Source organism: Thermostichus sp. MS-CIW-40 (genome assembly GCF_054058315.1).
The window spans coordinates 1-26,468 of sequence record NZ_JBSSAC010000022.1; the positions used below are offsets into that span (position 1 = coordinate 1).

The 26,468-nt window shown below is 58.6% G+C and carries 22 protein-coding genes; 11 read left to right on the plus strand and 11 right to left on the minus strand.

Annotated features, from left to right (window positions below; all coding sequences use genetic code 11):
* Positions 1–115: 115 nt before the first annotated feature.
* The 4 genes from ACVWXF_RS08330 to ACVWXF_RS08345 all read right to left on the minus strand — a co-directional run bounded on the left by ACVWXF_RS08330 (position 116) and on the right by ACVWXF_RS08345 (position 5,832).
* Positions 116–1,417 carry an energy transducer TonB gene (locus tag ACVWXF_RS08330; protein WP_457474149.1) on the minus strand — a complete coding sequence of 434 codons (1,302 nt, stop codon included), beginning with the start codon at positions 1,415–1,417 and terminating at the stop codon, positions 116–118.
* A gap of 46 nt (positions 1,418–1,463) precedes the next feature.
* Positions 1,464–3,893 carry a TonB-dependent hemoglobin/transferrin/lactoferrin family receptor gene (locus ACVWXF_RS08335; protein WP_457474150.1) on the minus strand — a complete coding sequence of 810 codons (2,430 nt, stop codon included), beginning with the start codon at positions 3,891–3,893 and terminating at the stop codon, positions 1,464–1,466.
* A gap of 65 nt (positions 3,894–3,958) precedes the next feature.
* Positions 3,959–4,792 carry an ABC transporter ATP-binding protein gene (locus ACVWXF_RS08340; protein WP_011434270.1) on the minus strand — a complete coding sequence of 278 codons (834 nt, stop codon included), beginning with the start codon at positions 4,790–4,792 and terminating at the stop codon, positions 3,959–3,961.
* Positions 4,789–5,832, minus strand: a complete 1,044-nt coding sequence (locus tag ACVWXF_RS08345) for a FecCD family ABC transporter permease (protein ID WP_414424714.1) — start codon at positions 5,830–5,832, stop codon at positions 4,789–4,791. The genes ACVWXF_RS08340 and ACVWXF_RS08345 overlap by 4 nt, the downstream gene beginning before the upstream one ends.
* A 466-nt stretch (positions 5,833–6,298) precedes the next feature.
* Here ACVWXF_RS08345 and mutS point away from each other — a divergent pair, with 466 nt between their 5' ends.
* Positions 6,299–8,974 (plus strand): DNA mismatch repair protein MutS, encoded by a 2,676-nt coding sequence (gene mutS, locus ACVWXF_RS08350; protein ID WP_457474151.1) that lies wholly within the window; start codon positions 6,299–6,301, stop codon positions 8,972–8,974.
* Between the two features lie 12 nt (positions 8,975–8,986).
* Here the strand turns inward: mutS and ACVWXF_RS08355 are convergent, their stop codons facing one another.
* Complete coding sequence (locus tag ACVWXF_RS08355) at positions 8,987–9,547, minus strand: cofactor assembly of complex C subunit B (protein ID WP_414398630.1); 561 nt, start codon at positions 9,545–9,547, stop codon at positions 8,987–8,989.
* A 600-nt stretch (positions 9,548–10,147) separates the two neighbouring features.
* Between ACVWXF_RS08355 and sigC the strand changes: the two genes are divergently transcribed.
* Positions 10,148–11,248 (plus strand): RNA polymerase sigma factor SigC, encoded by a 1,101-nt coding sequence (gene sigC, locus ACVWXF_RS08360; protein WP_011434275.1) that lies wholly within the window; start codon positions 10,148–10,150, stop codon positions 11,246–11,248.
* Here sigC and murJ read toward each other — a convergent pair.
* The 6 genes from murJ to ACVWXF_RS08390 form a co-directional block, all read right to left on the minus strand.
* The gene (gene murJ, locus ACVWXF_RS08365) at positions 11,245–12,891 is read right to left on the minus strand and encodes a murein biosynthesis integral membrane protein MurJ (protein ID WP_457474152.1); all 1,647 of its coding nucleotides are present in this window, start codon (positions 12,889–12,891) and stop codon (positions 11,245–11,247) included. The genes sigC and murJ overlap by 4 nt on opposite strands.
* Positions 12,892–13,052: 161 nt before the next feature.
* The gene (locus ACVWXF_RS08370; RefSeq protein ID WP_457403902.1) at positions 13,053–13,319 is read right to left on the minus strand and encodes a hypothetical protein; all 267 of its coding nucleotides are present in this window, start codon (positions 13,317–13,319) and stop codon (positions 13,053–13,055) included.
* 151 nt (positions 13,320–13,470) lie between these two features.
* Positions 13,471–14,301: a HEAT repeat domain-containing protein gene (locus tag ACVWXF_RS08375; protein WP_457474153.1), complete on the minus strand. Its 831-nt coding sequence runs from the start codon at positions 14,299–14,301 to the stop codon at positions 13,471–13,473.
* 33 nt (positions 14,302–14,334) lie between these two features.
* Positions 14,335–15,192, minus strand: coding sequence for a phycobilisome rod-core linker polypeptide (locus tag ACVWXF_RS08380; protein WP_414332161.1), 858 nt, complete (start codon positions 15,190–15,192; stop codon positions 14,335–14,337).
* Between the two features lie 471 nt (positions 15,193–15,663).
* Entirely contained in the window at positions 15,664–16,146 is a 483-nt protein-coding gene (locus tag ACVWXF_RS08385; RefSeq protein ID WP_011434281.1) for a globin family protein, read from the minus strand.
* A gap of 193 nt (positions 16,147–16,339) precedes the next feature.
* Positions 16,340–16,858 (minus strand): globin family protein, encoded by a 519-nt coding sequence (locus ACVWXF_RS08390; protein WP_011434282.1) that lies wholly within the window; start codon positions 16,856–16,858, stop codon positions 16,340–16,342.
* 638 nt (positions 16,859–17,496) lie between these two features.
* Between ACVWXF_RS08390 and ACVWXF_RS08395 the strand changes: the two genes are divergently transcribed.
* The 9 genes from ACVWXF_RS08395 (at position 17,497) to ACVWXF_RS08435 (ending at position 26,422) form a co-directional block, all read left to right on the plus strand.
* Entirely contained in the window at positions 17,497–18,108 is a 612-nt protein-coding gene (locus tag ACVWXF_RS08395) for a CpcT/CpeT family chromophore lyase (protein WP_457474154.1), read from the plus strand.
* 310 nt (positions 18,109–18,418) lie between these two features.
* Positions 18,419–19,396 carry a hypothetical protein gene (locus ACVWXF_RS08400; protein ID WP_457474155.1) on the plus strand — a complete coding sequence of 326 codons (978 nt, stop codon included), beginning with the start codon at positions 18,419–18,421 and terminating at the stop codon, positions 19,394–19,396.
* 64 nt (positions 19,397–19,460) lie between these two features.
* The gene (locus tag ACVWXF_RS08405; RefSeq protein ID WP_457403898.1) at positions 19,461–19,937 is read left to right on the plus strand and encodes a hypothetical protein; all 477 of its coding nucleotides are present in this window, start codon (positions 19,461–19,463) and stop codon (positions 19,935–19,937) included.
* Positions 19,938–20,169: 232 nt separating this feature from the next.
* Positions 20,170–22,242 carry an argonaute PAZ domain-containing protein gene (locus ACVWXF_RS08410; RefSeq protein ID WP_457474156.1) on the plus strand — a complete coding sequence of 691 codons (2,073 nt, stop codon included), beginning with the start codon at positions 20,170–20,172 and terminating at the stop codon, positions 22,240–22,242.
* A 70-nt stretch (positions 22,243–22,312) separates the two neighbouring features.
* Positions 22,313–22,501 (plus strand): hypothetical protein, encoded by a 189-nt coding sequence (locus ACVWXF_RS08415; RefSeq protein WP_414374286.1) that lies wholly within the window; start codon positions 22,313–22,315, stop codon positions 22,499–22,501.
* A 129-nt stretch (positions 22,502–22,630) separates the two neighbouring features.
* A complete protein-coding gene (locus ACVWXF_RS08420) occupies positions 22,631–23,866 on the plus strand; it encodes a hypothetical protein (RefSeq protein ID WP_457474157.1) in 1,236 nt (411 codons plus the stop codon).
* A gap of 7 nt (positions 23,867–23,873) precedes the next feature.
* Positions 23,874–24,371 carry a bis(5'-nucleosyl)-tetraphosphatase gene (locus ACVWXF_RS08425; RefSeq protein ID WP_457474158.1) on the plus strand — a complete coding sequence of 166 codons (498 nt, stop codon included), beginning with the start codon at positions 23,874–23,876 and terminating at the stop codon, positions 24,369–24,371.
* A 384-nt stretch (positions 24,372–24,755) separates the two neighbouring features.
* Complete coding sequence (locus tag ACVWXF_RS08430) at positions 24,756–26,000, plus strand: response regulator (RefSeq protein WP_414413063.1); 1,245 nt, start codon at positions 24,756–24,758, stop codon at positions 25,998–26,000.
* Positions 26,001–26,047: 47 nt separating this feature from the next.
* Complete coding sequence (locus tag ACVWXF_RS08435; protein WP_011434291.1) at positions 26,048–26,422, plus strand: response regulator; 375 nt, start codon at positions 26,048–26,050, stop codon at positions 26,420–26,422.
* Positions 26,423–26,468 lie beyond the last annotated feature (46 nt).

A 26,468-nucleotide genomic window follows, 5' to 3' on the forward strand; every position in this document is an offset into this window, starting at 1 on the left:
TAAACAGAAAGATCAACTGGTAGTAATCCGTACTGAACATATTATACATTATTTTCAGTATAGTTGAGCTTATTATTGACTAGAGTCATGCTCCAAAACAATTCCCAAACAGCAATCAATTGAGGGTGAACTGGATGGGCACCACCACCCAAGACTCGATGGGGGCGTTGTTTCTCAAGGCCGGGCTGAATTCCCACCGCTGCACCGCCTCCTGCGCTGCCCTATCCAGGGCGGGAAACCCACTGGAAGAGACGATCTCCACCTGCTGCACCTGCCCCTGGGCATTGACCTTGGCCCGCAGCAGCACCTGCCCCTGTTGGCCGAGACGGCGAGCTTGAGGAGGGTAGGGGGGCGGAGGATTGCGACCGGGGATCGGGCGGGCCAGGATGTCCGGCTGGGGGTTGGCAGCCACTGTCGGTGGGGAGGAACTGGGGGTGGCAGGTGTTGGGGCAGAGGAATGGGGTTGGGCTGCACCTATACCGCCAGGTGTCCCAGTTTCAGGATCCCTTGGCCCCAATCTGCTCTCGCTGCCGGGGGAAGGCGGAGCGGCAGCAGTCTTTACGCTGGAACGGATCCCTTGGATCAAGGGGGTAAAGCGGGGCAGAGGGGTGCTTGAGGTAACCGGGGCGGAGGTGAGTGGAGTCGCTGTAGAGGTGGGGGTAACCGCCGGAGTTGGGGTGGGCTGTTGTGGCGGAGGAGTGGGTTGCGGGGTGGCTGTCGGTAATGGGGTCAGTGGAGGAGTAGGGGTGGGTTCTGGCTTTGCCGTGGGAATGGGTGTAGGGGTCGGAGTTTGCAGGGCCAGCAAAGATTCAGCCTCCGGGATGGCTGGCATCTCGATCTCTTGGGGCACAGGCTCCGGTGGGGATAGATCGTCTGCAGGGGGCGATTCCGGGGCCGGGCCGGGCGGCTCTGCTGTTGGCTCTGGTGGGAGAGATTCTATGGATTCTGAATCCGGTTCGAGCAACTGTGGCTCGGGGTCCTCCAGCAAAAGCGTGACTGGGATCCAGAGTTCTGCGTCTGATAAAGGCCGGGATCCCCACCAAGCCAGCCCCAGCAGCGCCATCAGGTGCAAGAGGAGGGAAATCAACCCCTCCCGGCGCAGCGGTCGGGGATCCCTGGCTCGCAGGTGGAGGACGGTCCCCGGCGGATCTTCCCCCTCCTGGCAAGCTGTCCAGAGGGCAGCCCAGCTATAGCCGGCCACCCAAGCCTCTTGCAGCAGCTCCTCGGCACACTCCAGCCAGCCGCTCTCTCTTGCGCCAGCCCAAAGCCACAACGCCAACCAAGCCAGCCCCGCCTCCCAGGCCATGCCCGCCTGCTGCCAATACCACCCCTGCAGTCGCCACAAAAGCTGGGGACAGGACTTCCGAAGAAGAGAGAGGGATCCCTTGGGGGTGCGGGCAGGTGGCTCGGCAAGCATCGGTTAGAGCAGGATCCAGAGTAAACACGGCCTCAGGTCTTGGCCCCTAAAACCGGGTGGAAAAACTGAGCGCAGCATGCCGTCCCGGCTGGGCCCGCCGTTCCACTTCAGGGCCGACAAAGAGAGAGCGGGTTTCGGAGTAGAGAAAATACTTTTCATCAAAGAGATTGAACACCCCGAAATTCAATTGCCAGTTGTCGTCCAGGTTGTAGTAGCCCAGCAGATCCACCACGGTGTAGCCCTTGGGCACAAACGGAATTTGAGGTGGAGCGTTGGGGTTCGGTTGCACTACCTCCCGTTGCGGGTCGCGGGGATCCGCCACCAGCGTGGCCACCAACCTGGCTCCCCAGATCTGGCTGGGATCGTCGTAGTGCAGTCCCAGTACTGCCGTCAGTGGCTCAATGGAAAGGAGGGGTTTGTTTTCGGTGAGGTTATCCCCCACCGCCCAGGCAAAGCTGCCATTGAGGCTCCAGCCGGTCAAATCGGGGCTGAAGAAGTACTGCCCGGTGGCTTCTACACCATAGATGCGGGCCCGACTGACGTTCTGGCTCTGAAAGAGAGTCACCGGTGGAGGTGGCGGGCTCCCTGGCGGGCCGGGGGGTGAAGGCTCGGATCCCACCGCCCGGAAAGCCTCGATAAAGTCGTTGTAGGTGTTGTAGTAGGCGGCCAAGCTAAAGCTGGCCTGGGGGTAGATCCCCCGCAACCCCACTTCAAAGCCTTGGCTGGTTTCCGGTCGCAAGTTGGGATTGGAAAGGGTGCGGTAGCGGAAGAAGGGGCTGACCAGGTTGGTGAAGCCGCTGTTGATTTCGTTGTACTGAGGGGCCCGAAAACCGGTGTTGTACTGGGCCGTAAAGGTGAGGTTGGGATTAATCCTCCACACCAGGCCCACCTTGGGAGAAATGGCATCGGCAAACAGGCTGGCGGCTTCTGCCCCACTTTTCAAGAAGGCTTCGTCAGGGCTGGGGGTGAGGCGGTAGGTGTCGTAGCGGATGCCGGGGATGAGGGTAAAGTTGCCGCCCCCAAAGTCGATCTCATCTTGCAAATACAGCCCAAAGCGCACGGTATCGGAGTCGGGAAAATCTTTGGTGGGAAAAGTGTCCGGGGGGATGTTTTGGGTGACTGCCCCGGTCAGCAGGTTGGTTTGGAAGCGGTTGCGGGGACGTTCGTTGCGGGTGGTGGAGATCTCCATTCCATACACCAAGCGGTGGGAGAGATCCCCGGTTTGGAAGCGGCTCTGGGCCTGTACGCTGGCTCCCAGAATGTTGCTGACCAGCTCGTTGAAGGTATCCCGACGCACAGGCACGGGCCGACCTTGTACCGTGAGGGTGCGTTCTTCCACGCTGGGCTCCTGGGTGCGGGCCGGCTGGTAGTAGATCTGGACGGTGGCCAGCTCAAAAGCGGGGGTATCGGGGTTGGCGTAGCGATATTCCAAGCTGAGGCGGCTGCGCTCGGTCTCAATGCTCTCCCTGAAAAAGCGGATGCCGGGATCCAGGTTGCGGGGCGAAAAGGTGGTGGTGGTGCGGTTGTGGAAGTATTCCGCCGTCAGGGTGAGGCTGTCAAAGGGACTGAAGCGATAGACCAGCTTGGCCAGAACATTGTCTCCCTCCACCGTCTGCCGATCCTTGAAACTGGGATCCGCTTTAATATCCGGCTCTCTGGCGTCGCGGCGAGTGTAGATGAGCAGGGCCTCTAAGTTATCCTGCCGACCCGCCAAGCTGAGGGTGTTGACGTACCCTTGGTTTTTGCTGTCGTACTGGCTGGACAGGCCCACATGGCTGTCCCGTTCCCCCAGCAGATCGGCTGGATCCAGGGTGGTATAGGTCACCACACCCCCCAGCGCGTCGCTGCCGTAGAGGGTGGAGGCGGGGCCGCGGATAATTTCTACAGTTTTCAGGGTCTCCAGCTCAAAGGTATCCCGGCCAATGGTGAAGGGGCCGAAGGAAAATCGCTCCGGCTGGCGGATCCCATCCACCTGGATCAACACCCGGTTGGCGTCGAGGCCGCGGATGTTGAAGTCCTGCAGGCCGTAGCGAACGCTGCGCCGCACGCTCACCCCCGGCTCGTAGCGCACCAGATCCTGAATGTTTTGAACCAGCTCCCGCCGCAACCGCTCCCGGTCGATGACGGTAATGCTGGCGGGCGAGTCGGCCAAGGTGCGCTCGGTGCGAGTACCGGTTACGGTGACCTGTTGCAGGTTAAAGATCGGCGTGCCTTCCTGCTGGAGAGCCCGAAGTTCGGCCTGTAGCCGCTCCACCTCTGCCTGATCCCCCCGCTGGCGGGCAGCTTCGATTTGCGCCTCCAGCTCCCTAATCTGCTCTGGCAGGGTGGTCGGTGCAGGGGTGGCCTGGGCCAACAGCGGCGGAGTTGTCGAATCAGGGATCCGGGCATTGGGCTGAGCCTGGGACAGGGATCCCCAGCCCACTCCCAAACTCAACCCCAAACTCACCACCCGCCACCAACGACCGTTCACGCGCATAACCTCTCATGCTCCTCGAAATCCACAACAGGGAAAATTCACTGCAAAACCGGACAAACCCTCCCTCAGCACCCTGACACCGGCAGGGAGAGGAGCCTTGCTGCCGCTGGAGCTGTGCTGCGCAGGGGGCAAAGCTGTGGCCCTACCGGAGTCGAGATCCACTCCACCTCCAGGCCAAACACCTGTCGCACCCGGCTGGGGGTCAACACCGCCAAGGGAGACCCCAGGGCCTGCATCTGGCCGGATCCCAGCAAGGCAATCTGCTCGCTGTAGCGAATGGCCAAATTCAGGTCGTGCAGCACCGTAACTACCGTCAGGCCCTGCTCCTGCTTCAGCCGTTGCAACAGCTCCAGCAGCTCCAGTTGGTGGCGCAGATCCAAAAAGGTGGTGGGCTCATCCAACAGCAACACCTGCGGCTCCTGCACCAAAGCCAACGCCAGAAAAGCCCGTTGCCGCTCGCCCCCCGAAAGGGTTTCCACCCGCCGCAGCGCCAGGGATCCCAGTCCTGCTTGCTCCAGAGCCCACTCCACCCGCTGCCGATCCGCCGGCGTCAACTGCCACGCCCACCAGGGCTGGTGGGGAGAACGCCCCAGACTCACCAATTGCCGCACCGTTAGCCCTGCCGGGAGCCGCTGCTGCTGGGGCAAAAGAGCCAACTGCCGGGCCACCTGCTTTGGAGTGAGTTGAGCGTGCAGATCCCGACCGCCCAAGTACACGCGCCCAGCTTGGGGAATCAGAACCCGACTCAACAGTCGCAGCACCGTCGATTTGCCGGAACCATTGGGGCCGACAATGCTCAGCCATTCCCCCTGTTGCACGCTGAAGCTCACCTGTCGCACCACCGTCCGGGATCCGTAGCCCCCGCTCAAGTCCTCGACCTGCAGGATGGGCTCTCTCATCGCCCCGCCCCCTGCTGCCGCAGCAGCCAGCCGAAAAAGGGAGCCCCCATCACAGCGGTGACAATCCCCACCGGCAGCTCTATCGGGCCCAAACGGCTCAGGATGTCGGCACCGCTCAGCAGGGTCGCCCCTGCCAAGGCAGAAAGGGGCAACAGCCAGCGGTAATCGGATCCCACCCCCTGCCGCACCATGTGGGGCACCACCAAACCGACAAAGCCGATCACCCCCCCCACACTGACAGCGGTTGCCGCCAGCCAAGCCGCCACCAGACCAATCACCACCCGCGTCCGCGCCAGAGGGATCCCCAAGCTCACTGCCATCTCTTCCCCCAAGCTCAGCAGGTTTAAAGCCCGCGCCTGCCCCCATCCCAATCCCAAGCCGACCAGGATATACGCCCCGGCCACCTGCACCTCTGGCCAGCCCCGCCCGCTCAAGCTGCCGATCAACCAGGTGAGAGCCACCTGCACCCGGTCATCTGCCATCAACAACAAGGTGGAGCTAATGGCCCCAAACAGGGCGCTGACGGCCACCCCCGCCAAGATCAGCCGCTCCACCGCCAGTCCCGAGGGAGTACGCGCCAACCCGTACACCAACACGGTAGTCAGCACCCCGCCCACCCAAGCGGCCAGGGGCACCCAAGCCGTCCACTCTCCCAAGGTGAGCAACCCCACCGCCGCCAGGCCCGCCCCCGCCGAAATGCCCAGCAGGTAGGGATCCGCCAGCCCATTGCCCAGCATCCCCTGCAACAGGGCCCCTGCCATCCCCAGAGCCGCCCCCAGCAACTGGGCCAAGAGCGCCCGCGGCAGCCGCAACTGCCAAACAATCGTCTGCCGAATGGGATCCCCCTGCCCCCACAGGGCTTGCCAGAGTTCTGGGAAAGTCATGGGAACGGATCCCAAAGCAATCGAGACCAAAAGTACTAGGAAAATGAAACTCAATAGCAAACAGGTCAAACCGATTGGCGAGAGCAGCCGCTTTCTTTGCCCCCAGCCTCTGCCCCCCTCAACCTCTGTATACGGACACTCGCGATCGACCAGCACCGGGAAAACCTCTCGAGCTTTGCCCAGGAAGAGAGCCTTCTGAGGCCAAGAAACCCCCTCCGCCCGCAAGGGCAGGATAGAAAACTCAGCCAAGTTGGCCAGGCCTCCCTCCCGAGCTTTATTGAAAGTCAAACTCAACAAAACGTAGTCGCTAGAATAGCAAGGCTTCTTGGATGTTGCAAGTCAGTTTCAATAGCTTGTGCCTAAATTTCTCCCTCTTGCGCTTCAGGGCTTTTGGACAAGACCGGGCAGCGCCTCTGCCCAGCCATTCAGACTTACCTCAGGGGGGATCCAACTACCCTGAGCGAGGTCATGGCAACCAACCGCGAAATGGGAATCAGGGGAGAAGGGCTGGGGAAACGTCTCAAACTTCATCTAGACCTGGATCTAGAATGGCCCAAGCTGGTCGGCCCGAGTTGGCTAGACTCCGAACCTTCAGCCCATTGCTGGCCCACGTTTTGATGCCATGAGTTCTTCCGCCGAGCCTACTTGGGATGCCTTAGAGGTGGATCCCGCCCTGCTCACCCCCATGATGCAGCACTACGTAGAGCTGAAGCGGCAGTATCCCCACGCCATCTTGCTCTACCGCCTAGGGGATTTCTACGAGATGTTTTTCCAGGACGCGGAAGTGGTGTCGCGGGAGCTGGAGCTGGTGCTCACCGGGCGGGAGGCAGGGGCCATAGGACGGGTGCCCATGTGCGGGATCCCTTACCACGCCTTTGACCGCTATGCGGCTCAGTTGGTGGCCAAAGGCTATGCCCTGGCCGTCTGCGACCAGATGGAGCCGGCGGATCAGGCCAAAGGCTTGGTGCGGCGGGAAGTGACGCGGGTGATCACCCCTGGCACCGTCCTCGAAGAAGAGCTGCTGCAGGCGCGGCAGAATAACTACCTGGCGGCCATTGTGCAGCTCAAAGGATCAAGGCAAGCTCCCTGCCGCTGGGGCCTGGCCTACGCGGATGTCTCCACCGGCGAGTTCTGGGTGTGTCAAAGCGAGGGGCAAGAGCCTCTGGAGCAGGAACTGGCGCGGCTGCAGCCGGCGGAGATCCTGCTGCCCACCGAGGAGGGACTGGGCCTGGGTCTACTGCGGCCCGGGGATCCCCAAGGGCCTTTGGGGCTACCCGGCCAGTACGCCTATACGCTGCGCCCAGCGGAGCCTTTCGAGTTGGCGGTGGCGCGGGAGAACCTAATGCAAACCTACGGCCTGCGCTCTCTGGAGGGATTGGGCTGCGAGGGGCTGCCCCTAGCTATTCGAGCGGCGGGGGGGCTGTTGCACTATTTGGAGGAGACGCAAAAGAACCTAGTGCAGCCCTCTCCTCAGGGGGGCCATCCGCTCCTGCGTCCCCCTCGCACCTACCAGCTCACGGACTACCTCATCTTGGATCCCCAAACCCGCCGCAACTTGGAGCTGACCCAGACCATCCGCGAGGGATCCTTTGTCGGATCCCTGCTCTGGGTGCTGGATCACAGCCGTACAGCCATGGGGGGGCGCACTTTGCGGCGCTGGCTAATGCAGCCTTTGCGGGATCTAGAGCAAATCCGCCTTCGCCAAGACACCATCCAAGAGCTTTTGGAAAACCCTTCTCTGCGGGCCCGCCTGGGATCCCTTCTGGACTCTCTGTACGACCTGGAGCGGCTGGCCAACCGCGTCGGATCGGGCACCGCCAACCCGCGCGAGATGGTGGCCTTGGGATCCTCCTTGGGCAAACTGCCCCAGTTGGCCGAGCTGGTGGGGGAAGCCAAGACTCCCCTCTTGCAAAGCCTGCAACAGGTGGATCCCGCCCTGGTTGAGCTGGGCCAACGTATCGAGCACACCCTCCTGCCCTCCCCTCCCCCTGTGCTCACCGAGGGGGGCCTCATCCGAGCCGGCGTGGATCCCGAGCTGGACAGGCTGCGGCAGCAGGTGGAGCAAGACCGCCAGTGGGTTGCCCAGTTGGAAAAAAGCGAGCGCGACCGCACTGGGATCCCCACTCTCAAGGTGGGCTTCAACAAGGCCTTCGGCTACTACCTCAGCATCAGCCGCGCCAAGGCCCACCAAGTCCCCAAAGAGTACATCCGCAAGCAAACCCTGACCAACGAAGAGCGGTTCATTACCCCCGAGCTCAAAGAAAAAGAGGCCCGCATCCTCACAGCCCAAACCGACATCAACCAGCGGGAATACGAGCTGTTTGTGCAGTTGCGCCAAGAGGCAGGATCCCGGGCCGAAGCCATCCGCCAAGTGGCCCAGACCCTGGCTGCCGTCGATGCTCTGTTTGGCCTGGCGGAAGTGGCCGTGCAGCAGGGCTACACCCGTCCCGTAATCACCGAAGACCGCCGGCTGATCATCGAGGAGGGTCGCCACCCGGTGGTGGAAAAATCCCTGCCTCAGGGCCTATTTGTCCCCAACTCGGTGCAGCTGGGATCCCCCCACGGCCCCGATTTGATCGTCCTCACCGGGCCCAACATGTCCGGCAAGTCCACTTACCTGCGGCAAATTGGGCTCATCCAAATCCTGGCCCAGATGGGCAGCTTTGTCCCCGCGCGGCGGGCAGAGTTGGGCCTCTGCGACCGCGTATTTACCCGCATTGGCGCTGTGGACGATCTGGCTACCGGCCAGTCCACCTTCATGGTGGAAATGAACGAGACCGCCAACATCCTCAACCACGCCGGCGAGCGCTCCTTGGTGCTGCTGGACGAGATTGGCCGCGGCACCGCTACCTTCGATGGCCTTTCCATTGCCTGGGCGGTGGCGGAATACCTGGCCACTCAGGTGCGCGCCCGTACTGTCTTTGCCACCCACTACCACGAGCTCAACCAACTGGAGACCTTGCTGCCCAACGTGGCCAACTTTCAGGTGGTGGTCAAGGAATTGCAAGATCGCATCATCTTCTTGCACCAGGTACAGCCTGGGGGGGCAGATCGCTCCTATGGCATCGAGGTGGGACGCATGGCTGGCCTGCCGCAGCCGGTAATCCAGCGGGCCGAACAGGTGCTGGCCCTAGTGGAAAAACACAGCCGCATCGGCCTGGGCCTGCGCAACCAAGGAAAAAGCCAACCTGCCCAGAAGAACTGCAAAAAAGAGCCCGCTCCCAATCGCAGCCCCGATTCCGCCGTTGGGGATCAACTGTCTTTGATCCCAGCACCTCTCTCTCCCGATTGGCCTTAGACTCCCCTACCCCTAATCCAGATCCCGTTCTTGCAACCCCAGGGCTGCAGCCAGCCCATCCAGCTCATCCCGATGCCCCTCCACCCACAGATGGGATCCAGGGGCCGTTCGCGTTGGTGCTGTGGGGGAACCGTGCTGTCCACAGAAGGGGAGCGGGACGGAGTCCTCGTCGGCTTCCTGCAGTTTCAGGCGGATTTGTTCCGGGCGTTGGTTGCGCTGCCGGTAGTACCAACCCGCCCAAGGAGAAGCCAGCACCACCATCCAGGGCCAAGCTCCCCACCCCGGCTCAAGGGTCTGCAGCACCAAGGCCAAACAGGCCAGTCCCGTCCCCGCCAGCCCCGTCAAAAAAAGGGCCAGCCCCACGCTAGCCTGACCCTGCCCTGCAAAGGTGGCGATCCCCTCGGCATCGGCGGACTGGAGACGATAGCCGCGCCCTTCCAAGTGCTCCCGTAGAGCGGATCCCATTTCTTCCAGGCTGCGACTGCTAAAGTAGAGGCGACTCTCCACGCGATCCTTGCCCGCAGCTCGCAGAAAAAAGAATAGACCGATGGCCAATAGAGTCGTCAACGCCAAGGTTGAAACCTTTTCCCCCGTCAGCGGGGCTATGGCCAACCCAAGTGCCTGAGCAGAGCCCAGTCCGCCCAGAGGAAGGGGGTTGACCTGTTCGGGGAGTCTGGCTCCCCCACAGCTGGGTGGGATAGGTGAATGGGAACAGTTCATCGAATAGAATCGAATAGATTGGAATAGGCAAAGCAATTTACACGCTACCTTTGAAGTTTAGACCCTCTAGGATGGATGGGTTACTTCCCCCAAGGACGAGCTGCTGGGTTCACCCTGAGGGCAGTACGCTTTTTCGCAGTGGCGGTGACGGTTGAACTGGGGGGATCCTACGCTGGCTCTCATGTCTCTGGGCTGAGAAATGCAACTATAATTAAGTTATGATAAGGGGCTCACGCTCTCCGTGTGACCCCTTCGCTGCTACTTCAGCCTTTCCCTATGGGGCATGGGCAGGAGGTCGGGTTGAGGAAGAGGTCAATGTGTGATTTTCCTCCGAATGCCGCAAGGCGTTGAGCAAAGGGGAACACTTAAGCTTAACCCGCTCCACATCGTTTACTATCCCTCTCTCAGCCCACTGGACTGTCCACCCCTGTCGCTACATCAGCAACACCCTACATGTCTAACTACGAACCTGAACTCAACGACATTTTGTTGGATGGCCCCGCCGATCTCCTCGAGGCCGCCGAAGAAGCAGAGGTGGATCTGGCCGATGGCGAGTTTCTGGAAGAGGAGCCAACCCGCCGCTCCACTGATCTGGTGCGCCTCTATTTACAGGAGATTGGTCGTGTTCCTCTTTTGGGGCGCGATGAAGAGGTGGCCCTGGCCCAAAAAGTCCAAGACTACATGAAGCTCTTGGATTTGCGTCTGCGTTTGCAGAAAGAGTTGGGACGGGATCCCACTCTTGCGGAATGGGTGGCTAAGGCCAACCAGTACCCCGAGTGGGCGCAACTGACCCCTGAAAAGCTGCAGCAGATTCAGCGGATTGGCAAGCGTGCCAAAGAGCACATGATCAAGGCCAACCTGCGCCTGGTGGTGTCGGTGGCGAAAAAATACCAAAACCGCGGCTTGGAGCTGCTGGATCTGATCCAAGAGGGTACGCTGGGCCTAGAGCGGGCGGTGGAAAAGTTTGACCCGAAAAAGGGATACCGCTTCAGCACCTACGCCTACTGGTGGATCCGGCAGGGCATTACCCGCGCCATTGCCACCCAAAGCCGCACCATCCGCCTGCCCGTTCACATCACCGAGAAGCTGAACAAGATCAAAAAAGCGCAGCGCAAGCTCTCCCAGGAAAAGGGCCGCACCCCCACCATCGAAGACATCGCCTCCGAGTTGGAGATGACGCCGCCTCAAGTACGCGAGCTGTTGGTACGGGTGCCCCGCTCGGTTTCTCTGGAAACCAAGGTGGGCAAAGACAAGGACACCGAACTGGGGGATCTGCTGGAAACTGACGACATTTCTCCAGAAGAGACCATGATGCGGGAAGCCCTGCACCGGGATCTGCAGCAGTTGCTCTCGGATCTCACCAGCCGCGAGCGGGATGTGATCCGCATGCGTTTCGGCTTGGGGGATGGGCGCACCTATTCGCTGGCGGAAATCGGTCGCGCCTTGGATCTGTCGCGAGAGCGGGTGCGGCAAATTGAGGCCAAAGCCCTGCAGAAGCTGCGTCAGCCGAAGCGGCGCAACCGCGTGCGAGATTACCTGGAAGCTATCAGCTAGTTCCAGCTTGCCCACTGGCTCCCCCAGCGTCCTACCCGTTTCCGCAGTCGGGCTGCTGCCCACTCCACTTCTGGGATCCGCAGGTAGAGAGCTCCGGCGGCGAACAAGCTTAGACCTAAACCCGCGGCCAGCCCGGCCCAAATGATGGCGGTGAGCAGGGGAGACCCCACAATCTCGTAGGAGCGCATTTGCCTCCACAGCCAATGGCTCAGTCCCCCGGCCAAGACGGTGCTCCCCAGCAACGGCAGCAGGGCTTGTCCCATCTCCCGCCAAGGGATCCCTGGCAGGCGCTGGTGGAGGCGGATCCCCAGTCCGATCACGGCTATCAGGTTGACGCCGGCGGTGGCCAGGGCAATGCCCGGCGCTCCAAAAGCCTGCAAAAATAGAAAGTCCAGTAGGGCATTCAGGCCAATGGCCATGCTGCTGATGCGCAGAGGCGTAGCCCCATCCTCCAGGGCATAGAAGATCCGCACCAGCACATCCCGCAGCAGGTAACCGGTCATCCCCAGACCATAGGCCATGAGCAGGGCTGCCACCTCTTGTGTCACCTCCGGCGTAAAGCGCCCCCGCTGGTAGGCCACTTGGACAATGGGCTCGGCCAAAGCCACCAACAGCATCGACAGGGGCAGGGTCACAATTGCCGTAAGCATCAGCCCTTGGCGGATACGCTGGCGCAGCTCCGGCCAACGGGATCCATCCCCTGCCAACTGGGCATAGAGAGGCATCAAGGGCACCAGCACCATGTTGGAGAGGATCCCCAGCGGCGTTTGTACCAGAAGCTGGGCATATCCCAAGTTGCCGATGGTGCGATCCCCAGGTACGAAAGAGGCAAAAAACAGATCCACATAAACATTGATGTGGATCATCCCGGAGGAGATCACCGCCGGCAACATCAGCAAGCCCACCGCCCGTACCTGCGGGGATCCCCACTCAAAGCGCAGGCGCGGTCGCCCCAGCCCTAACCGCATCTGGAGCGGAACTTGGGCCAACCATTGGGCAATGGCCCCGATGAGCACGCCCCAGGCCAGCAAAGTTGGGATCCCCGTCCATCCCAGCGTGACCAGGATCCCGATCACCGCCAAGCTGGAGATCAGCGGGCTAAGGGCAGGCAAGGCATAGTGTTCGGCAGCATTCAGCGCTCCAAAGCCGATGCCAATCCACCCCGAGAGCAAGGCCAAAGGGGCCATGATCCGCAGTTGCGCAGCGGCCAGAGCATGGACTTCGGGGCTGGCTCCCGGCGCATTCAGGCGCACCACCCAGTCCGCTCCCCACCAAAGGCCCAAGCTGACCAGCAGGAGCAGGCAGCCTACCAAGGTGGAAATGGATTCCAGCCAGGCAGCCGCATCCTCCCTGTCCCGATCCCGCTGCTTTTTGAGGACACTGACAATGGCGCTGTGAAAAGGGCCGTTGATCCCTCCCAGCAGAATCAACAGAAAACCGGGCAGGATGTAGGCTACCCCGAAGGCGCTGTACTCCGGCCCCGAGCCATACACTGCTGCAATCAAAGCTTGGCGAATAAAGCCTATGCCCTTACTGAGCAAGGTCGCCCCGGCCACCAAGCCCGCCACCGACATCAACGAACGGGATGGCCCTGCTGAAGGAGATCCCCCAGGGATCTCTTCCTGAGTGGCAGACTCCTCCATTACCTTGTGTCCTGCACCCCAACCACTGCCTCAACAACACAACAAACTGATCCCGGATCCCTCTTTGAATCCCAGGAGCCGCTTCCCATTATCGGGAATATCGAACCCTTCTGGGCAATTGTCGGGCATTAGCTGGATCCCTTGGGCAGGCAGCGAGCTTGTCAGGCCAACAGTTGCCGTTCCTGTTCCAGTTGCTGCAACAGATGCTCATCCCCACGGGCTTGAGCAGAACGGATGCGCTCCTGCAGCCGGTGCAGCAGGTTCCGCCGATGGGTTTCCTCGACCAAGGTCATGAAGTGCTTCCGAGAGGAGACAGCCGCTGCCGGGCTCCCTTGCACCTCAGGGATCCTTGCTGTTGCCCTTGCTCCAGGATCGAGGGCAATACCTCGATAGGTGAGGGGGAAAGACTGAGGCAGTGCTACAGCCACGGAGACCAACCCTGGTGCCGAGCGGACAGATTCTGACGGCTTTGAATCGCTGCAGAGGGATGCACAAACTCATGGGCAATGCCTTGATAGGTCAGTTGCAAAGGACTCCGTCCCGCTAATGTGAACAGCAAGGGCCCAGAAGCACCACCGCTCACAGCAGCTCGTCGATCAGCCGGAGCACCTGCTGCAGCTCAGCACCGGGGATCCTTTGATGTTGTTCCAGGTTGATCTCCACCAACTGTTTGAGGGCGAGGAGCTTCAGGTTGGCCTCCACCGCCGCCGCCGCAATGGCCTGTGCTGCCGGCAAATAGCCACTGGCCCCCAAATCCAAAAGGGCAGCCCGCCGCAGATGGATGTTGTGGTGATTCAACACCGACAGCAGGCGCTGAGCAAAAGTCGGATCCCCAGTGAGACGATAGCAGGCCCGTGCCGCCGCACATTGCAAACGGATGGAAGTGTGCTCTAGGTAGGGACAGATTGGCTCCAGAGCAGCGGTCACTTGCAGTTGTCCAAGAGCCTCGATAATGGCTTCTAGGGCGGCTTGGGCTTCCGTCTGCAGTCCTTGCTCCACAAAGCGCAGCCCTTCCAGCAAAGCGGATCCCAGCTTTTCCACTTCGTCGGGATCCCTATGGAGGTTGTTGGCAAGGGCAATCTCAACCAGCGCCTGGGCAGCCGCTGCCACCACTTGGCCATCGGAGCAAGACAAAGCCGCCTTCAGGGGAGGGATCCCGGCGAGGGATCCCAGTTTACCCAAAGCACGAGCAGCGTTGCGCCGCAGCGGATATCCCCCTTGAGCGGTGCGATCCGTTTCATCGGCCAGGGCCTCGATCAGGGCAGGGATCCCTTCGGCAATGCGCATGCGCCCCAGCCACCAAGCTGCATAGTAGCGTTCCCCCGGATCCCCGTGGCGCAGCTTGGCGATTTGTCCAGCCGGGGTGAGATCCACCGACGGATTGGGATCCAGAGGAACAGCAGTGGTCATGGAATCAACAACGGAGAGGACACCGAGAAGGGATTAAGCGCTGCGGACACTGACGATCTTGGCGCCCGATTTGAGCAACCGCTGCATTGTTGCCGACAGTTGATCGGCAGAGACGAAAATCTGCTGGTTGGATTTGCGCACTCGGCTGGAAGTGGCCAGCGCCGAAGGCGGATTCAGCAGTCGGGTCACTTCCACACAGAACATGCGATCCGACTGGCCCGTTGGCGGCCCCAGGTGTTTGGAAATGGGGCTGGGCGGCAGCAGGCCCCGCACCCCAATGCGGCGAATGGCCGGGGTAAACCCGGTGGCCAAAGGCATCATCAGACGGGGTCTGGGCCCTTGGGAGCGATCGTTGTTGGCGTAGCCCCCGTAGAGAGCGAAGAGATTGGTAAAGTCGCGGGTGGAATGAGCCTTGCGGTATTCAAACCCACGCGGGTAGGGGACGATGTTGTCTCCAAAAGCTTCTAGGTATTCTGGGCTGTCGATGTAGGAATCGATCTCCGCGCTGTGGCCGCCAGATTGGTAGATGTCCAAATGGCGGGCGATGTCTTTGGGGCTGGTGGGAGCGCGTCCCAGCAGATGCTTGAAATTGAGCTCGATGGCCCGGGTTTGCGAGTTGGGGTAGAAAAACCGCTTTTTGTAGGCTTCGGACTTGGCGATCCATCGCACAAACTCCCGCACCGTCAGGCTGCCCTGGCGCAGCAGCGATTCCGCACTGGCTAGCTCCTTCCTATCGGCCCCAAACAAATGGTCGTTGCCCAGCACCTGACGGTAGATGGCCCGCAGCACCGCATTGAGCTGATCCTGGCTGGCGTTGGGGCGCAACTCCAGTGGGGTGGTCTCCGTAATGCCCCGGATCCCCATCCGGCTTGCCGCTGTAATTGCACTCATGCTAATTCCCCCGATTGAACTGAATGGACACAGATTGAGAACAAGCTTGCGTTTAGGGTCATTTCGATTCAAGCTAGGGCATTGCACCCACACCTAAAGTGTTGGTTGCGTCGTCGCGTCGGCGTTGCGGAGCAATAATGCAGGGGGCCAAAAGGCTTTTCAAGGACTCCGTCCCGCTGGCGCGATCAATAGCCCAGGCGTCTCACCCTAGCCTGAAACGACTGTAGAAATCGAAAACTAAAATTAGAAATCAAAAATCGGCAGCCCCAAGCTGCAGAAGAGCAACAGTGGCGCCTTCCTATTGGGGAGACTGATCCGCAAACCCACGTGGTCAAACGTATCTCTCCGCAACGTAGCAGGCTCACCACCGTTGCCCTCAACAACCTTCCCTCGCCATCCCCCCTGGTTTATGGGATGAGCCAACTGGCTAGCCGGCGTCGCCCTTTTCAGAGGGATCCCAAGCTCCAGAACTTAGCTGAGCGCGTTGATGGCGTAGTCGATGTAGGTGTTGGCTTCGGTGGCCGCTTGCCCGGTCAGGCCGTGGTTGGCTTTGATGTAGCGCAGGGCTTCGATGAACCAACTGGGGGAGAGCTCAAAAGCGGCGTTGATTTCGCGGATCCCGGCCAACTGATACTCGTCCAGAGGACCGGTGCCACCGGCTACCAAGCAGTAGGTGATGTAGCGCAGGTAGTGGCGCACGTCACGGGCGCACTTGTCCTTGCCAGCTTGGGTGTGGCACTGCCCACCGGGTTGGGTGGTGTAGGGGAACTTGGCGTAAACGGCTTCGGTGGCACCGCGCACCAGCTCGTCGGCACGGCTGCTCAGAACTCGGGCGGCTTCCATGCTGGCGGCAGCCCGCTGAAAACGGCCATTGATGGCCTGCAATTCGCTGTTGCTCAGGTAGCGCCCTTGGCTATCGGCAGTGGCGATGGCGTCAACAATTGGGGTTTGCATGATTCAAAACGCTCCTTTACTTAACTCAAGCTCAATGCAAAGAACAAAGCAAAAGATTCAAAGTCTCAACTGCAAAATCGCTGCAAAACAGGTTACTTTTCCAGGGATCCCCTGCCAACCCGAGTTGTCTTAGATCCCAGAGAGGTCTTCACAACTGGATCCGGACACAACAGAAACTTCAGTCCACAAGGGATCAAACCACAGCGGCAGCAGCGCGATCGAAGTAGGATTCGATTTCGGCAATCAGAGCGCTGCAGTCACCCCGGGTGATGCCGTTGGGGTCGTTTACCACCGCCACCGCAGCCTTTTTCATCTTTTGGATGCCGTTGGCCACCGAGCTACCGGGGGTGCCCAAGGCTTGATAGGTTTCCCGCAGGCCGTTCAAGCAGCGCTCGTTCAGCACACTGGCATCTCCGGCTGCCACTGCGTAGGTGATGTAGCGGAGAATAATGTCCATGTCCCGCATACAGGCGGCTACGTTACGGCTGGGGTAGGCAGGCCCACCGGGAGCGTTCAAATTGGGCTCCTCGGCAAACAACTGACGGATGGCATCGGTCACGATCTTGGAGGCATTGCTGGTGAGGCGGTTCACAGCGTCCAAACGCTTGTTCCCCTCGGCAATTACCTGCTGGAGAGCGGCAAACTCGTTCTCTCCCAAAAAAGCGCCTTTGGAGTCAGCTTGTGCAACCACTTTGCCAAATACATCGTTCATGGTTTTGAATCTCCCTAGCGAAAGTAAAAGAGGTTATGAATCCACATTCCCTGCAGCGGACAAGAGAGCACCTGCCGGCCAGGAATGCAACACCGCTTGGATCCCCAGTGCCGAGAGGTGCTGTTTAACTCACAGAACCGCCGACGGGATCAAAGCCGATAGAACCAAGATGAGCAAGCGAAGCTCGCCCCCAGAGCCAGGCCACCATCTACGGGATCGGACTTGGACAAGAAGCCTCAGCCGCTGCTGGCAACCTCAACTGGGCAGACGAGGAGAAGCTGGCTCGCCTTGTTTCCAGTCTTTTTCTACCGCGAAGGCAAGAAGCGATGAAATCAAAAAATGTAAATCGGCTTTACCTCGCGCAAAAGGTCTTAGATCGGTTTCCAACCTGCTTCCCATCTCGGATCCCAGGCTGTTCTCCCTGTCCTTCGCGGGAGTAGTTTTTTACAAAAGAGAATGTTTCTTTGCCTAGCTTTACAACATGAACAAAGATGTCAGCCCCGATCGCGGCTTTGCAGCTTGCAAGGGATCCATTTTCAGTATCGGAGCGAACATTCTCATAAAGGATACATAATTTAACACTTGATTCCCTAAGATTTTCGGTACACACCTTTTACAGAAGTTCTGGATGCCCGCTTATGCCTATTGGGTTGGATCGCACTCCTTCCCCAGAGCTGCTGCAGATGGCGCGTTGGCTGGCAGGAGACTTCAGCAACCAAGAGCAAGCCTGGGAGAATCCACCGTTTTTTGCCCAAATCCGAGTGGCCTACCGCCCCTTGCCGGCCCAAGTTTTGGGCGGGATCGGCTTTTATGTGGAGCAAGCCTACAGTGGCCATTTGGAAGATCCCTATCGGCAGGCGGTGGTGGAATTGACTCAGGCAAGCGCTGGGATCGTGATTCGCAACTACCGCCCTCTGGAGCCGCAGCGGTGGCGGGGCTGTGCTCGGGAAAGGGCAGACCAACTGAGTCAACTGAGGGCTGCCGATCTGGCCTATCTAGAGGGGTGTGATGTGCAGGTGAAGAGGCAGGGATCCCTCTTCATCGGCGCGACGGAGCCGGGGTGCCGGTGTTGCGTGGTGCGCAACGGCCAAACCACTTATCTGCAGACCACCTTGCACCTGAGCGAGAGCGAGTTTTGCAGCCATGACCGAGGGATGGATCCCATCACCCACCGACAGGTTTGGGGGGCCCTGGCGGGCGCTTTTCGCTTCCAAAAAGTGGTCGATTGGCAGGCGGAGCTAATGCTGTAGGCTGCAGCCCATCCAGCCCCACAACTCCACAGTTGACAGCGCTATTGCGCACTCTCCCTCAGCCAGCTTTGTGTACACTGTCCTTGGCCGGGATCCAAATCCCCCAGGTTTGAGCGTGCTGTTTACCGGTTGCAACCGGGCTAGGCTCCTTTTAATTCAGTGTGGGTGTTCAATGCAGGTGAGGTCAAGCCCAAAGAATGAGCCACGGTCTGGGCGGGCTTGGCACAGCCCTTGGGGAATGGCAATCGCCCTAGTTGGGATCTTGGCCTTGCTGCTGCTCGGTGCCGGATGTTCTGGCCAGGGGGAATCTGTGGCTTCCCCCCCTGCGTTGATCTCTCTCCCACCTCAACCGGGAACCGAGTCGATTCCCATGCCGGTGCGTACCCTGGGCAACAGCCGCTTCAAGCTCCTGGGCCTGAACGTGGGGGTGGCCGGGAGCGGAGCTGAGGTGTTACTGGATACCGGCTCGGCAGGTTTGCGCATCATAGCGACAGCAGCAGGTCGCTTTGGCCTGGAGCGGACGGGGATCCCTTCCACCGTGACGTTTGGAGATGGCACGCAATTTATCGGCGTGTTGGCCCGCGCCCCCTTCAGCATAGGAGGGATCCCCAGTCGAGAGCCGGTAACAATTCAGTTGATCGACCGGATCACCTGTGTGGACGCCCTGGTGGCCAGTTGTTCAGAGAACTTGTTTGGAGAAGGGCGGCCCTTCGCCGGGATCCTAGGCACGTCCTTGGATGAGCGCAGCCCCAACCGGGAGCTGTTTAGCCCGCTCACCCGTCTTCCGGGCAATTTTCGCTCTGGGTACATGATCCAAACGGGGGGCTTCAACTCCACCCAGGGCCTGTTCACGGTTGGCCTAACGGCTGCCAACACCGCCGGCTTCAATTTCCGGCAGTTTCCCCAGGTGGGAAGCTTTCCCGATGGCACACCCATCTGGCGGGATGAGGCTTTGCAAGTGGCCTACAGCATTAGCAACACTTCCATTCAAAATGCCCTCAGCCCCACCGTTTTTGACAGTGGTTCTTCCGACATTTTTCTCAATGTCAGGCTGTTGGGGGCAGCTCCTTTCTCCACCTCGACCTTGCCCCCCGGCGCTGAATGGCGAGCTGTGCTGGAGGGGGCTTTTGACTACCGCATTCGGGTTGGCTTTCCCATTACGCCCAGTCGAGATCGGATTTTCGTCAACGGCAACCAGGGGGTGCAACTGTTGGGCATGCCGCTGTTTTTCAATATCGACGTTGCCTTCGATGTTGAGGGCGGGCGGATCGGCTTTCGCGTGCGTTGAGACAAAGTTGTTTTGAACCATCCCAAACGTTAACGTTGGGTTCAATTGCGGAGAAAAACTTGCCATGTTCGGTCGAGCCTTGAAAACCGGGAACAGCACGCCGCGCAGATGGCCTTGGGTTTGGGGACTGCTGTTGTTGTGTTGGTTGGGGCTAGGTGGGCCAGGGTGGGCCGTGAGCTTAGGGGATCCCTTGCCCGAATGGGCACAGCCCATGCCGGTGGGGCGACAGCGCTTGCGGGGGGTGGAGCAATACCGAGGTCAAGAGCAGATCCGCGCCTATGGCAACGAAGCGGGACGGGTGTTTTGGATTCAAATCCACAGTCATTCAAACTTACCCCCGGATTACCGGGAGTACTTGGGCGAATACCAACACTTTCCGGTAGAAGTCGTAGAAGTGGTGCCCTTGCGAGCCCGACGGCTGCGCTTCCGCCAGGGAAATCGCAGCGCCGAGTGGCAGGTGGTGGGCATGAGCGGTCGGTTTCAGGCGGAGGCGATCAGCAGAGATTTGGCTCCGCCAGGGTTGTTTGGAGATCCCTCGTGAAGAGCAGGAGAATTAGAGCTTATCCTAGAGATCCTAGAGAGAAACTTGAAACTAGAGTCTGCCAATGAATTTACTCCAGAAGAAAGTTGAGGTTACTCTTAATCGCTTCTTCGTCAAGGAGCTAACTCAAGAAGAGCTCACCTTCTATGAGTATAGTTGCAGGCCAAACCCTCTTCCAGATCTAGGAGAGGAGCAGAGGGCTCTCTCCAAGATTTGTAATCAGCTAGGTGTAATGGCTGTTCGTCTGGGAAATCGCATCATAACCCGAGAAAAAGTTCCGGCCAGTAAACTCAAAACAGAGGAATGGGAGTTGGAAGAGCTTGGTTCTAAGGCTCTAGATTGTACAGACCCTACAGAGAGACAGGCTCTAGAAACTTTCGAGCGCAAGAAACTAGATTGGAGTCTAAGATCTAAGTACAAAAGAACAGAGATTGAGCGATCAACAGGAGGAGGATTGATCTGGTGGGTTACGGGTCTGGAAGGAGTAGAACGGATTGAGGACTCGGAAGGAGTAAAACCACTTTGCGGAGATGGGTGGGAGGTTCACAGAGGAAGAGAGCTAGACGTTGTTATTAGACAAGATAAGAAGCTCTATCTAGAGATCGACATCCGATACCATTTCTACAGCCCATGGACGCTGCATGAGTGGCTGGAAAATTACCCAGATGTCTCAATTGAAATTGTACGAAACACATACAGGACAAAAAATAATAAATACCCAACTTGGGAGTATCGAGGCATTATCTCCAATCAGTCGCCAAGGGAAGTATGGTTAGCGGAGCTAAACACTAGCTTAGCGGATTATCATGTACAGAAGTACGGAGCAACTCCAGAAGAAGTTGATGGCTCTCTGGTGGTTCAAGTGGTCTCGAGAGAACGCAATTTCAGACAAAAGGCAGAGCCTATCCTTCATCTATCGCGGAGACTGTCGCCTGTTTTAACTTTGGAGATGCTAGCAAGTATAGAAGATCAAAGATGGACTGGCAAAAAAGTTAGCTCCTTGGTTAGCGAGCACATCAGAAAAAGTTTAGAAGAGAGATTGAAAGAGTCTAAAGAGACCGCAAAAACTATTATAGAAAATGTCTACAATATTTCTGACTTTCAGGCTGATCCCCTAAAAGCAGAAGGATACATTATGCCAAGGCCAAGGCTATTGGGGTTTGGTCATAGACAAGTCCAAAACCCCGCGAGAGTTAGGTACCAAGGATGTGCAAGAGTTGGCGAGACAAAGTTTGGACTTCTAAATCTTGACGATAATAAACGTGAGTATCCTACTGAGGTTCGCAAGTGCCTACTTGAAGTAGCTAAAAAGAGCGGAGCAAGAGTTGAAATAGACTTTTACGCAACCCGTCAAGATTTGCCTGAAGGCGACCTTGCTCAACAGAGGTTTTGGCAAAGCTGGGCCGACAAAGGGATCAAAACCGTTCTGGTTGTCATGCCCTTGTCGCCTAATGAGCACAAGCAAAAGATCCGCTTGCAAGCACTTCGAGCAGGAATAGCAACTCAGTTTATGATTCCTGGAGCTGACCCCTACAAAGCTCTAAATGTCGTACTAGGACTTCTGTGTAAAGCTGCGTGGCAACCCGTGTTGCTTGAACCCCTCGATCATCCTGAGTGCTCCGAGCTTACCATTGGTTTTGATGTGGGGACGAATCGAGAGCTTTACTACGGAACCTCTGCCTTCGCGGTACTGGCCAATGGTCAAAGCTTAGGCTGGGAGTTGCCCGATATACAAAGAGGAGAAACTTTTTCCGGCGAGGCAATTTATCAAACCGTGTCCAAGCTCGTCAATAGATTCTACAACAAATTTCATCGATACCCTAGAAAGGTTCTTTTGATGAGGGATGGCTTAGTTCAAAGAGGCGAATTTGATAAAACAATTGAGGAACTAAGAAAAGAAAAGATTGCTGTGGATATTGTTGGAGTGCGCAAAAGTGGCACAGTCAGAATGGGAAGAGAGGAAAAAGGAAGCTATAGAGACGCTGCAATGGGCACTGTCATTTTTGACCATGAACGAAGGTCATTTATGCTCGTAACAAGCCAGCCCATTAAGAAGTCCTCGGTGCCAATTGGCAGCGCAAGACCGCTGCGAGTTGTCCATGAACACGGCAACACTCCTTTGGAAGTTCTGGCTATACAAACTTACCATCTCTCCCAGCTTCATCCTGCTAGTGGTTTTCAAGCCTGTAGGCTTCCTTGGGTATTGCACTTTGCCGACAAAAGCAGTAAAGAGTTCCAGCGCATTGGCAACAGCATTTTTAGTGTGCTGCAGAACATAAACCGAGAGAAGTTGATTGCCGTCTAGCCAAGGGAGGGGATCCCCACCTGCCGGCCTTGCTAGGATTGGGGGGGTGGTTGGTGTTGCGGCTATGGAGATGAATGAGGTCTGGAAGACCTTTCTGAGCAATCCTGTTCCGTTCTGTGGCGGTTTTCTCAGCGGCTTGCTGCGTTTGGATGTGAAGCAGGATCCCTTGCGCAGTTGGCTGGAGTCCCAGGGGCTGAGGGTGGAGGAGCCCCCGCCTTCCGGTCGCTCCGACGGCCCCCAATCCATTTCCATTGAATAGGCGTACTCAATCGGCGGGCAGAGAGTAGGGATCCCTTCCAAAGGGTTACTCACGGTCGTGGGAAGCGCTCCGATCCCGGCAGAAGCAGCGACAAGAAGGGCAGCAAGAGCGGTGTTGCGAGGTGAGCTGATGTTCCCTGAACCCTCCCAATTTAGGAAGCGGCAGGGATCCCTTCGAGGCTGGGGCTATCTCGGCGGGGTGGTGTTCCTGGCAACGGGACTGGTCGGTCTGCCGTCAGGGGATCCAGCCGTGGCCCAATCGGCTCCCTCTTCTCTTGCCAGCCCTAAGCAGGATCCCCAAGCTTGGCTGGAGCGCTACAACGCCGCTCTAGAGCAATTGCCCCCTTTGCCCAACTTGCAATATCGCCAGCAGGTGCGGGTGGAGGGATCCCAAACCTTCACAGCCACGTTGGATGTGCTCTACCGCCGCGACGGCAGTTGGCAGGCTTGGGTAGCCGAAGGGGATCGCATCCGCCTCTTGGATTCGCGCCAATTGGAAGTGGTGAACCAGTCGGATCTGCTGCAGCTGTACTCGGTGTATGTGAGCCGACCGGAAGCCCTCTTGCCCTCGGTGAGCTTTTACTTGAAGGCGGATCCCAGCCGCTACCGCGTCCTCTCCTCAGAACGGGTGGATTTGGCTGGATCCCCTGTCCAGCACTTGCGCCTAGAGCCCATTCAGGAAGGCCAGTTGCGGGAGCTGTGGCTGGATCCGCAGTCGGGGCTGCCGCGGCAGGTGTTGCTGTTTTTGTCGGGGGTGTGGGGGCAGGCCTATGTCCTGATGGGGTTTACGGCGGTGCCAGCTCCCGAGGGAGGGGAGCGCTACTGGCTGCCGGAGAGCACCCGCATCAATTTGGGCTATGGCTTTTGGACGCTGGAGGGCCTGAACCGCCGCGTGTTCAGGGGATCCCTGTCCATCCAGCACGACTATCAGGACTACCAAATCCTACCGGAAGGTGGGGAGTTGCGCTTTTTGCCTTCGCAGCCCCCTGTAGATGCCCCGCCGGTGGTAGCCGGCCTGCCGGGGAGCGCTCCTCAAGCGGAGTTGGGAGATGTGCGGGCCTTGGGAGTGGATGAGCAGGGCAACCAGCAGTTCAGCATTGGCCTGGGCCGGCGCTCCAGCCCGGACAATTCCTTGGAAGACCGAATCGTTGCTTTCAACCTAACCCGACCCACCAGCCGCAACGCCCTGACCCAAATCGATACTTTAGCTCTTTTGCCTCTGGGGAATGGCCAGTTGCCCATCTATCTCTTCCAATTCGACACCGGTCGCCCCCTCTCGCCCCTGCAGGGGGTAGAGCGCCCGCAGGTGGATCCCAACGAGGTCTTCGCTCCTAAGCCCCCAGCCATCAAACTCTTTGGAGATTAGCTCCCCAATGCTGATAGATGCTGCCTATGGGGTGATCCCCATCCTGCCCCACCCACCCGCCCAGGAAGCTCCCAGACTGGGCTCTTCTCATTTGTATCTGCTCATCCAGCACCAGAAGGGGCATTGGGCTTTCCCAAAAGGGCACAAGGATAGCTCCGAAAGCGACCTGGAGGCGGCGCAGCGAGAATTGCGTGAGGAAACCGGCTTGACCGACTACCAGCTCCTAACCCTGCCCGGCCAGCCTGACCCTCTGACGCTGCAGGAAGCCTACACCTTTACGGATCCCGAGGGGAACCGAGTGGCCAAAACCGTTACCTACTACGTGGCCTTGTTGCCGCCCCAATTTCCTCCTCCGGCCCTGCAGGTGCAACCGGAGGAGGTGGCCGCCTACCGCTGGTGCTCCTACCCCGAAGCCTTGGAGCAGATCAGCTTCGAAGAAAGTCGGCAACTGCTGCGCCGCTGCCAAGCCCACCTGGAGCAGCTTTGGAAATTGGAGAAGACCTAAGTTCCGTATTTTTACGGAAGAGGTTTATCGGGGTTACCTTTATCTTGTCTTGCAGGCTTTCCGTGGGAAGTTCCCGAGTAAGAAAGCCAGCAGACAATCTGAGGGCTAGCCTTCACCTTTAGAGATTGGCTGATGAGCAATAGTCATCATCTCCCCAGAAGGAGAGTTTTTCTGAATACGGATTGAACGCTGAAACTGCCTTTGAGTTCGTGCAGCCTTGGCCGTCTTGTTGGGCTTGGCTCATCTAAAGATCTCGTCTGGGTCAGGGCTGGGCTTGAACTGTATTCTGGAAAGCATTTTTTCACCGGCTTGTGGGGTAGCTAAGACTTCAGTCGTGTCATCAACCTCAGCGCAGGAAATTGTCCGAGCACGTCCTCTCGACCCATGAACTGTCCCCCCGTCTGTACAGAAGTCTCGGCCCATCTGCTGAACGCAGAGGTCAGCTTCACAGGAGTTGTTCGGTATTTCAGTGCCTTGGACAAAGGGGAGGGGCTGGGCACTTGGTCATTGGTGTTTCACCAAGGTCGCCTGGGGTTTGCTCACCACAGCTTGGAGCCCTTGGAGCGCTTGGATCGCCACCTGCGTCGGCTCAGCCATCAAGTCTTTTCTCTGACTCGCCAAAATTGCCTACGCATCCATCGGCAGGTGGAGGCGCTATTGGCTCAGGAGACTGGGCCTCTACCTGCAGACCTTCTGGGGCTGAGTTGGATGGTAACGGAGCAACTGCTGCCTTGGGAAGCTGCGCGCAGGTTGAATGCTTGGATCGGCGAGGAGGTGCTGCAAAATCTGTTGCTGGTTCCAGGGGGCTTTCAGCAGGAGATCATCCCACTGGACAACGTGCCCACCCTGGGCCAGTGGGATGGGGGATCCCTGCTCGACCTGATCCAAAAGCGGCTACGGGCATGGCAATCTTTGGGGCCTGAGATCACCTCCCCCTACCAACGGCCCTACTTTGCCAGCCGGGCCCAGGCAGAACGCCTTCCCGCCGAGCAACAGGAACGGCTAGGCCGGTTACTGAAGGGGTTTAGCTTCCGCCAGTTGAGCGCCCTTCTCGATCAAGACGACCTCCAGATCGCTCGCCGCCTACATCCTCTGGTCAAAGCCGGTATCCTTGTCCTGCGGGATCCCCAGCCCCCCTTTGATCGGCTGCCCAAAACCTACTCGGCCAAGCTTGAGACAGAATCACAGCCCTCAGAAACTCCCACCGTCCCTCTTCACCTGGCCAACGGGCTTGCAGATCTAGGCCCATCTCCCCAAGCCTCGAAAACCTGGATTGTGGCCTGTATTGACGACAGCGAAGCCATGCTCAGCGAGTTGCAGCGGTTGTTGGAAGGGCACAACCTGGTCATTCACACCATCAGCGACTCTTTGAAAGCCCTGATGAAGCTGACCACCCTCAAGCCAGATTTGATCCTGCTGGACGTGGGTATGCCCAACGTGGATGGCTACCAATTGTGCAGCCTCATCCGCAAATCCTCCGTGTTAAAGGATGTGCCGGTGGTGATGGTCACAGGCCACAAAGGTCTGATCGATCGGGTGAAGGCGCGCCTGGCCGGTGCCACCGATTACCTGACCAAGCCCTTTCGGCAGGAAGAATTGCTGCAGATGGTGTTTCGCTATCTCAGCTAGGGATCCCTCTAAAGGTTCGTCGAAAAAGAGATAAGGAGATGTCGATCATGGTGAAAGTTCTTGTGGTGGAAGATGTGGCCTCGGAGCGACAGCTCATCAGCGATTACCTCCGCTCAGAAGGCTATCAGGTGGTAGCGGTGGCCAACGCCCAAGAGGCATTGCAGCAGATCCGCAACGACAAACCCGATGTGGTGCTGACGGACTTGGTCATGGAAGGCATGAGCGGGCTGGAATTGTGCCGCCAAATCAAGAAAAACCCGGAAACCCAAAAGTTGCCCGTTGTGGCCTGTACTTCTAAAAATCAAGAGCTGGACAAACTCTGGGGCATGAAGCAAGGGATCGATCTTTATCTGACCAAGCCTTTTACCCGCGAAGACATTTTGCGGGCCGTGAAATCAGTAGTGCTCAGCCCGAGCTCATGATTTTTGCCACTCCTGTCCTTGCTGAGCTGCGCCTCCAGTTAGGATC

What these genes read in the sequence shown, in the direction of transcription:
- ACVWXF_RS08395 (WP_457474154.1), top strand. Translation starts at nt 17,497, where the DNA reads ATGCCTATTGGGTTGGATCGCACTCCTTCCCCAGAGCTGCTGCAGATG.
- mutS (WP_457474151.1), top strand. Translation starts at nt 6,299, where the DNA reads ATGAGTTCTTCCGCCGAGCCTACTTGGGATGCCTTAGAGGTGGATCCC.
- ACVWXF_RS08330 (WP_457474149.1), bottom strand. Translation starts at nt 1,417, where the DNA reads ATGCTTGCCGAGCCACCTGCCCGCACCCCCAAGGGATCCCTCTCTCTT.
- ACVWXF_RS08385 (WP_011434281.1), bottom strand. Translation starts at nt 16,146, where the DNA reads ATGCAAACCCCAATTGTTGACGCCATCGCCACTGCCGATAGCCAAGGG.
- ACVWXF_RS08390 (WP_011434282.1), bottom strand. Translation starts at nt 16,858, where the DNA reads ATGAACGATGTATTTGGCAAAGTGGTTGCACAAGCTGACTCCAAAGGC.
- ACVWXF_RS08425 (WP_457474158.1), top strand. Translation starts at nt 23,874, where the DNA reads ATGCTGATAGATGCTGCCTATGGGGTGATCCCCATCCTGCCCCACCCA.
- ACVWXF_RS08430 (WP_414413063.1), top strand. Translation starts at nt 24,756, where the DNA reads ATGAACTGTCCCCCCGTCTGTACAGAAGTCTCGGCCCATCTGCTGAAC.
- ACVWXF_RS08335 (WP_457474150.1), bottom strand. Translation starts at nt 3,893, where the DNA reads ATGCGCGTGAACGGTCGTTGGTGGCGGGTGGTGAGTTTGGGGTTGAGT.
- sigC (WP_011434275.1), top strand. Translation starts at nt 10,148, where the DNA reads ATGTCTAACTACGAACCTGAACTCAACGACATTTTGTTGGATGGCCCC.
- ACVWXF_RS08415 (WP_414374286.1), top strand. Translation starts at nt 22,313, where the DNA reads ATGAATGAGGTCTGGAAGACCTTTCTGAGCAATCCTGTTCCGTTCTGT.
- ACVWXF_RS08340 (WP_011434270.1), bottom strand. Translation starts at nt 4,792, where the DNA reads ATGAGAGAGCCCATCCTGCAGGTCGAGGACTTGAGCGGGGGCTACGGA.
- ACVWXF_RS08375 (WP_457474153.1), bottom strand. Translation starts at nt 14,301, where the DNA reads ATGACCACTGCTGTTCCTCTGGATCCCAATCCGTCGGTGGATCTCACC.
- ACVWXF_RS08405 (WP_457403898.1), top strand. Translation starts at nt 19,461, where the DNA reads ATGTTCGGTCGAGCCTTGAAAACCGGGAACAGCACGCCGCGCAGATGG.
- ACVWXF_RS08380 (WP_414332161.1), bottom strand. Translation starts at nt 15,192, where the DNA reads ATGAGTGCAATTACAGCGGCAAGCCGGATGGGGATCCGGGGCATTACG.
- murJ (WP_457474152.1), bottom strand. Translation starts at nt 12,891, where the DNA reads ATGGAGGAGTCTGCCACTCAGGAAGAGATCCCTGGGGGATCTCCTTCA.
- ACVWXF_RS08410 (WP_457474156.1), top strand. Translation starts at nt 20,170, where the DNA reads ATGGCTGTTCGTCTGGGAAATCGCATCATAACCCGAGAAAAAGTTCCG.
- ACVWXF_RS08435 (WP_011434291.1), top strand. Translation starts at nt 26,048, where the DNA reads ATGGTGAAAGTTCTTGTGGTGGAAGATGTGGCCTCGGAGCGACAGCTC.
- ACVWXF_RS08420 (WP_457474157.1), top strand. Translation starts at nt 22,631, where the DNA reads ATGTTCCCTGAACCCTCCCAATTTAGGAAGCGGCAGGGATCCCTTCGA.